Source organism: Kitasatospora sp. NPDC054768, from assembly GCF_053612025.1.
In genome coordinates this window covers 1-7,540 of record NZ_JBSHBN010000263.1, presented here as the reverse complement: position 1 = coordinate 7,540, position 7,540 = coordinate 1, and the positions used below count along the sequence as shown (strand labels likewise).

Sequence of the window (7,540 nt, the reverse complement as noted above, 5' to 3'; positions counted from 1 at the left end):
GTCTCCTCCGGAGACATGACGCGCCGTCACTACCGTGACGGAAAGCTGCGGCGTCGCTCCGCGACGCCAGCTGGCTGGGGCGGCGTGGAAGTCGGACGGCTCGACGCGGTGGGTGGTGGCGGTCACCGCCGGCCCGATTCTGATCTCTGTAATGCGAACCAGGTTCCTCGGGCGGATGGTTCGCTCAGAGCTGGCTCTGACCTGCTAGTTTCATGGGGACCGGCTTGGGCCGGGTGTTTCGTGGCTGCTGTGCGGCCTCATTCTAGCGTTCTCAGCGCCCTCCGGGCTCGTTCCGCCTCCGGCGGAACGAGCGGTCTGTGAGGGGCAGCCAGGCGATGCCGTTTCCTCTGCTGCAGAGGTTTTCGTGACCCTTGGTTAGGCTCAAGTCAGGTCTAAACCTTTCTCTTTGGTTTAGACCATGTTACTTGGCAACTAGAGAATGAGAGTTGGTCGGCCGATGTTATGTAACGGGATGTCGACGGCTTGCGGATACACATGTGTAATGCCACTGAGGCAAGGTTTCGGCGATACAGAACTGATCGACCGGGCGGGTTCTGTATCGCACACGGCTGCCCGGCCGTGATGAACTCGTGGGCAGTTGCTTGGCGTTGAGGGCTGACGCGGGCCCAGCCAATGGGTGCGCCTGGCCCAGGTTCCCGGCCGGGTTCGGGCGTCAGGTGTTGGGGATCGTGTGGTGGGGCTCCGCCGGCGGGATGGTGAGATTGTGGTGGGTGAAGAGGATGGTGAAGAACTGCTCGAGGAGGGGGCCAGCGTGGTGTCGGTTGCTGAGTTCGGTGGAGCTGAATCGGTAGACCTCGTAGCCGCGGAGCTTGAGGTCGCGGTCGCCGCGGACAGTGTCCTCGTACGCCTTGGCGGTCGCGTAGTGGTGGCGGCCGTCGACTTCCAGGACGGCGCGGTGGCCGCCCGGTAGGAGCATGAGGAAGTCCATACGGTGGTTCAGCAGGGCTTCGACGCCGCGCTGTTGGACGGTCTTGTGGTCCCAGTGCAGCCAGACCTCGGGGAGCAGGGCGGGTAGGGTCCAGGCGCGGGCGCCGTAGATGCGGTGGTAGAGCCGGTAGAGGTCGCGCTGGGGAGAGACGTCCTCGCTGGGCATGGAGGCCAGCAGGCGGTTGTAGAGGTCCTTCTTGGCCTGCTCGGTGTCGTCGGTGCCGGTTTTCTCCTGCCACCACTGCTGCAGGTCGCACCAGCGGATGCCGTCCGGGCCGATGGGCCGGTCGTAGACGAGGACCTGGTCTGTCCCCTGCAGGACTTCGAGATCGTTGTCGACGACGCTCTGGAAGCGGATGTCGGGCTTGGCGGTGGTGGCGAAGATCAGGGTCTTCGGCCGGCGGGCGGCGCCGGGGCCGGTGCGCAGGAGCTGGAAGTGTGGGTAGCCGTCGCGCTCGCCGGTCTGCTCGAGGCGGATTGCGGTCGGTGCCAGCGCCGTGTTGAGCGTCTCGACGAGGCGGACTTGGGTGCCAGCGTCCGGGAGGGTTGCCGGGTCGACCAGGGTTTCGAGGAAGCGGGTGAACCTGGCGGAGCCGGCCTCGAAGACCCCGAGCTGCTCGAACAGCTCCTCCGCCGACCAGTCCTCTCGGTTGCGGAACACGTGCTGGTGGATCCGGGCCCGCAGGCTCGTCGTCGACGATCCCGTCCACAGCGCCATCGGGTCGTCGTCCAGGTGCCAGAACCGTTCCAGTGCGCGCTCGAACCTGTCCTCGCGGTAGAGCAGCTCGTCGAGGTTGATCGCGGCGGCCAGCTCGCGCCGCACCCGGCCCGGGATCTCGATGACCGTTCCGGCGTCCCAGACGGCGTCCTCGAGGGCGAACCGCTCCTTCCCGCGGACGGACACCTGCGGGGAGTCAAGGAGGCGCTGCGCGGCCTGGAGGAGGCCGCCGTCGTCCGGGAGTGCCTTGAGGCAGGCTTCCAGGCGCTGGCTCTTCGAGCCTGTGTCTGCCGCGGGTATCGGTAGCCTGAGCTCGGGCCCCAGCTCGGTCAACTCCCGGTGGGTACAGGAATGGAGCCCCTGCACGACAGTGCTGACCGCTTCTCGCAGCTTCTTCGGATCCACCGCCACGGGCCGAGTGTGGCAGACCGCTCGGACAGCTGTCCCAGAAGCGGCGCAGCCGCCGTCCCGGCAGGCTCCGGGGTGCTGCACCGGAGCGCCGTTGCGCCGGCCTGGGCAGGTCGGCGCAACGGGGTACGCGGAGGGCGGCGTTCTGGCCTTCCCGGAAAGGGGCGGTGCAGCGGGGTGTGGGGCGCAGCGGCAGGGTGGGACGCGGTGGGGCGTTGGCGGGGATGGGCCCGTCTGTCCGGCCGGGACGTGCGGTGCTTGGTGGGGAAGATCGTCAAGCCGCTTGTGGCCGCAGCACCTAAATGATCTTGATTGCTTCGTCCCACACGTTGCCTCCGTCCGCCCAGGTCCACAGCCATTGGCGCAGTGACGGTGCGGCGTAGCACAGGCCGTCGTGGGGGTTTTCGCCCCAGTCGGGTTCCCAGCCGTCGGCGTCCCAGAGCAGGACGGGGTTGTCGATCGCGATCAACGAGACGTGCCACTGCATGCTGCAGCCGCCGCCTGTCAGGAAGAGCCATGACGCCGGCCGCCCGTACTTTGGCCCTCGCGTGTGGAGGGAGGTTGCGGGGCCAGTCCGGTCTGTGCCAGTACGGGACGCGGCGCGGTGTCAGCGAGGCGAGGCCTCCTTCCGGGCCGAATCCCCCGTCGCCGATCTCGGTGTAGATGCGTCGGAGCTGTGGCGGCAGCTCGTAGCCGAGTTGCCGCTCCACTTGCTCGACCTCGGCGTTCGTGAGCGGGGGAAACGGCTGGTCCGGGAGACAGCCGTGGGGATCGCCTGTGGTTCCGGTGCCCCGCGCGAGGTCGTGCAGCCGTTCCAGGAGTGCGTCGTCGTCTGCAGCGGTGCGGCGGAGGGTACCGGTCACGGGGCGGAACTGTAGTGGGGTGGCTACCTGGGGCTCCGTAGTGCGGGTGGCCGTTCGGGGACTGCCATCAGTGCTTGAGGTGGTGGTGTTCAGGCGCCGAGGCCGATGTGGGAGACGTAGGTATAGGCGCCCCAGTCGGAGTCGAGGTCGGCGATGACGTCGTCCCAGATCTCCTCCAGCTTCGCCTCGTCGCCGTCGACCATGGCGTCGACGGCCTCGTCCCAGACGTAGCGGACCTGGATGGTGCGCAGGCGGAGGTTGTCGCGGCGGCGGGGCTGATCGACGAGGTCCTGGTTGACGGGGTGGATCTCGACTCGGGTGCCGCGGCCGGCGTTGTTGAGGTGCTGCTTGAAGCCGCCGGGGTTGGTGAGGACGTTGTGGGCGCGCAGGTTCCAGTAGGCGGTGTCGATGGCTTCGAGATTGTGGGGGCGGGGGCGCTGGGTGCCATGGGTCCAGGCGCGGATGGTGCGGGGGGTGGCGGTGATGCCGGCGTCGCTGAGGGCCTGGGTGCCGCCGGTGGTGGTGGTGAGATAGCGCATCCGGGCGAGCAGGCCACGGCGGGTGGTGGGCGGGGATTTGATGCCGCCTTCGATGATCATGCGCTCGAGGGCGTCTTCGAGGGCGCGGCCGAGGGCGATCTTGCCGTGGACGTTGCCGGGGTCCAGATGGGCGCCGTACTTGCCGAAGTTCTTCCATCCGTCGGTCGACACGTTCAGGCGGCCTTTCGGGTGCGCGGGAGGGTGTACTGGTCCTTGAGTTTCATCTGGGTGGTGAGGCGGCCCTCGGTGAACACGGTGCGCCAGTCGGCGCTGTCGCTGGTGGTATGGAGTTCGTCGGTGCCGCGCAGGGCGACGATGATCAGGCCGTGGGTGTGGGCGCGGTGGGCCTTGTACCAGAGGTTGGCGAAGGCCTGGGAGCGGATGATGTGCATCCAGTCCGGGCGGCGCAGGTCCCGGTTGTGGGTGGATTCGCCGATGGTGGAGACGAACTTGGCGTAGATGGCCTTCACGTAGGCCTCGGTGACGGTGTCGGCGGTGGTGATGGCGTTCTCGCGGGCGATGGTCAAGACACGGCGGAACTTCTCCAGCAGGCTTTCGCTGGCGCCGGAGGTCCAGGCCTCGGTGATGTGCGGGGCCTCGCTCAGGCCGAGCTTGTGGCAGCGGATCAGCAGGCGGACGGTGGCGTCGTCGAGGAGAACGGGGCCGGTTTCGCGGCGGCCTCCGATGGGGTCGGGCAGGTGGGGGTGGTTCCAGGTGGGGCGCTTGGGCAAGAGGTAGATGCCGGAGCGTTTGGGGTCGAAGCCGCCGTCGGGCTGGTGCTGGAGGGCGCCGATCGGCAGGTGGGTCTTCAGGGCGGTGCAGTAGGCGGCGTTGGTGTCCAGGACATCGACCGCCACCGGGAGCAGCCGTCCCTTGCGCAGGTCGTCGAGCAGGGGGGCGTTCTCCCACTTGTGGCGGCCCTCCCAGATGTCGTCGGCGCCGTTGCGGGACTTCTTGCGCAGGAAGTCCAGCGTCTCGGGGTAGACGGTGTGTTCGTAGGTGGCGCCGACGCGGGTGGCGTCGAAGAGTTGCATCCCGTTCGGGATGGCCTTCTTCTCCAGGGCGGCGATCGCGGCCTCGGTTTCGCCGCCGTGTTCCTCCAGGGCCTGGTGGACGGCGCTGGCGATCATGTCGAGGTAGTAGCTGTAGTCCCGGTCCGAGTAGCTGTCGCCCAGGGCGGCGTCCGCCCGGGCACTGGGAGTGCGCTCCGCAGGCGTCCGGGTCGGGCGCAGCGGCTGGCTGTTGCCGGTCTTGAACGCGGCGGGGACGTCCAGGGCGGGGGTCTGCGCGGCTGGGGCAGGCGTGAGGAACGGGCCCTGGGCGTCATCGGCTCCCCCGGCGGTAGTGGTGCCGGGGAGCAGCGTGGCGGGCTCCCGGGGGCCTTCGGCGGCCACCGCGGGTGCCTCCTGGAGCGTCTGGGCAGCCGGACCGGAGGCGGGCGCGGCGGGGGCCGGCTGGGCCTGAGCGGACACGCCAGGATCGGTGGGCGCTTCCCGGGGCACCTCCGGTGCCGGGGCAGAGCGCGTGGTGGTCGGCGCGGCGGGTGCGACGGCGGCCGTGTCGTCGGGGGTGGGGTCGGTGAGGCGGGCGTGAGCCGGGTCGGAGGACAGGGTGAGGGTGGTCAGGGGGCCGAGGTCGCGTTCGGCGATGGCGAGACGGACACGGCCACTGCTGGTGCCGGGGGTGGTGTCGGGGGTGAGGGTGAGGGTGACGTCGGCGGCCAGGGCGCGGATCAGGTCGGGGTTGTCGGTGTCGAGGGCGGCAAGCACCGGAAGGTAGTGGGTACGGGCGAGGTGGGCCAGGGCCTGGCCTGCGTCGGCGAGGGCGGGCAGGCCGGACAGGGGCAGGCGGGGGTCGGGGGCGGTCTGGAGGCGGTCGACAACCACGAGTGCGAGGTCGGGGACGTCGGCGGCGGTGGTGATGATCGCCTCGGCGTCCAGGCCGGTCCCGTCGTCGATCAGCAGCGGGGCCGCGGCGAGGAGGTCGGCGGTGCGGGCGACGGCCTCACGCTCGGTGTCGTCGAGGGTTTGGGCGCGCAGGCGGCGGTAGTCGACCGGGGTGTGGGCGGCGATCACGCGGGCGGCGATGTCGGCCCGGGTCAGCCCGGAGGCTGCGTACAGGACGGTGCGCCGCTGGTTGAGAGCGGTGGCGCGGGCGGCGCTGATGGTCAGCAGACTTGCTCCTGTGCCGGGGGCGCCAGCGACCAGGTAGAAACGGCCCGGCTGCAGACCACCTAGAGCGGCATCGAGGGTGGGAATGCCGGTCGGCAGGCCCACCTGCGGAGTCTGTTCGCCGTCCCCGTCCCCGGCGGGGGTAGTGGGCAGCAGGGTGTCCAGGACCTGCCCGAGCGGGGCAAGCCGACGGCGTGGGGCCGACGACACCGCCGCGGCAGGCGCGACAGCGGACGCAGCACCGGCAGCTGACGGTCCGGCAACCGGAGCGACCGGAGCAGGCTCGGTGGCCGGGGCGGGCCCGGCAGCTGGAGCGATGGGGTCGGTGGCCAGGTCGAGAGGATCGGCGTCGGGCGCAGCGGCCGCAGCCTGCGGGGCCGCCGCCGGGGTGTCGGGTGCGGCGGCCGGGAGGGCCGGTGGCGGTGTCGCGGTGGCCGGGAAGAGGGCGGTGGCGCAGGCCAGGACGGCTACCGGCCGCTTGTGGCGCAGCAGCACCTGCGGGGTGCCGGCGGCGGCTTGGGCGACCAGGTCGCCCAGGACGGGGCGGGCCTCGGCGATGCCGAAGGCAGGCGAGTCGGCGGTGGGCAGGCCGGCTGTGGTGGCCAGGTGAGCGGAGACCAGCAGGGCCCGCTCCCCCTCGCCGCGGGTGAGCTCGGTGATGGTGCCCTGCTCGGCGTCCCGGATGAGCTGGGGCAGCAGCGGCCTTGCCTTGTGCACGCCCAGCGACACGGCGGGCGCACCCGGGCCGGGGGCGGCGGGGTCGGGCGGCGGGGCGGATGCGGCGGGCACCAGGGCCTCCAGGGGACGGGAGCACGGCAGCGGGCAGGAACAGCAATCAGTAATGTAATGCAGACTCTAGCACGCGCGATACATAAATCTCGTATGCGGTGAGCTGCAGAGACCAAGCAAGTCGCCTGTTTTGTACAGATTCTGACTGATCGTCAGGCATGTAATGGACATATGCGGGTTGGAGTGCTTCGGCGGCTCACGCTGCCCCTCGAACCCATGCAGCCTGAGGGCGCCAGTCGTGGCGCACGACGTCCGCGCCATACGGGGCGCCCCGGTGGTCGTAGCACCAGGCCCGTCTGGCCGCCGAGTTCGCGGCGGCGGAGCGGGAAGCCGGGGAGCATCGGCGCCACCATGAGCAGGATCGCAGGAGTGACGAGGAGCGGCGCGGGCGCCAGGATGGCGCCGACCGTCCGAGCCGGCCGGTCCTCCCTACCGCCAGCCCGCCCGGCCGTCCGCGTCCCGGCGCCTGGGCAGCGTTCCCCGCTGTGTGGTCTGCAAGCTGAAACTGAATCCGGTCCTCGCTGTAGGAGGCCGCCACATGCTCTGTCGAACCGCCCCCGTAGAGCGGATGCGTTCGGGTGGCGCCCGCTGGCGGGTTCTGTCGTCAGCCCGGACTTGTCAGTGGCACCGCTTACCTTTGCCCTGAAATCTGACTATCTGTTCCATTTAGTGAGGTTCTAGTGGTAGACGTCATGGCCCGGAGCACCGGGCACGCGGACGGGGCCCGGGCGGAGCAGGAACAGGTCGACGGCGTGCCGCGCGGGGATCCGCGCCGTGCTCTGGGATATCCCTTGTCCAAGGTGGCGGGCGAGTACGAGGCCATCATGGACGTACTCGACGGAGCAGTGGACGCCCTGGACCTCAGCGAGGTCTCCTCCGCACTGCGCGCGGCGGGGAGCGATCTGACCCAGGACCTGGTGGCGCAACGGCTCAGGTCCTTGGAGGAAAGGTTCGAGGCCGTGTGCAGCGAGCCGGACGACGGCTTCCTGTCACTGGAGGACCTCACCGGAGCGCGGTGGGGGAACCACCCCCCCCCCGGGGGGGGGGGGGTGGAGAGGCGGGTGGCGAAGAAGCGGCCCCACGGGGCCGTGGGGCCGGAGAAAA

Annotated in this window: 5 protein-coding genes; 1 reads left to right on the top strand and 4 read right to left on the bottom strand. The window is 70.1% G+C overall.

The genetic code is table 11. The features are described from left to right. Positions 1 to 673 precede the first annotated feature (673 nt). From ACWGKU_RS39440 to ACWGKU_RS39425, 4 genes are all read right to left on the bottom strand, one after another. The gene (locus tag ACWGKU_RS39440; protein WP_452180942.1) at positions 674 to 1,999 is read right to left on the bottom strand and encodes an AbiJ-related protein; all 1,326 of its coding nucleotides are present in this window, start codon (positions 1,997 to 1,999) and stop codon (positions 674 to 676) included. Between the two features lie 373 nt (positions 2,000 to 2,372). Next, the gene (locus tag ACWGKU_RS39435; protein WP_401050934.1) at positions 2,373 to 2,561 is read right to left on the bottom strand and encodes a hypothetical protein; all 189 of its coding nucleotides are present in this window, start codon (positions 2,559 to 2,561) and stop codon (positions 2,373 to 2,375) included. Between the two features lie 465 nt (positions 2,562 to 3,026). Further along, entirely contained in the window at positions 3,027 to 3,647 is a 621-nt protein-coding gene (locus ACWGKU_RS39430) for a hypothetical protein (RefSeq protein WP_331768863.1), read from the bottom strand. Positions 3,648 to 3,649: 2 nt separating this feature from the next. Further along, a complete protein-coding gene (locus ACWGKU_RS39425) occupies positions 3,650 to 6,436 on the bottom strand; it encodes a DnaB-like helicase C-terminal domain-containing protein (protein ID WP_452180941.1) in 2,787 nt (928 codons plus the stop codon). A gap of 791 nt (positions 6,437 to 7,227) precedes the next feature. On the opposite strand from ACWGKU_RS39425, the gene ACWGKU_RS39420 reads away from it, so the two are divergent. Continuing rightward, positions 7,228 to 7,540, top strand: a 313-nt coding sequence (locus ACWGKU_RS39420) for a hypothetical protein (protein ID WP_452191791.1), incomplete at its 3' end; no start/stop codon positions are given.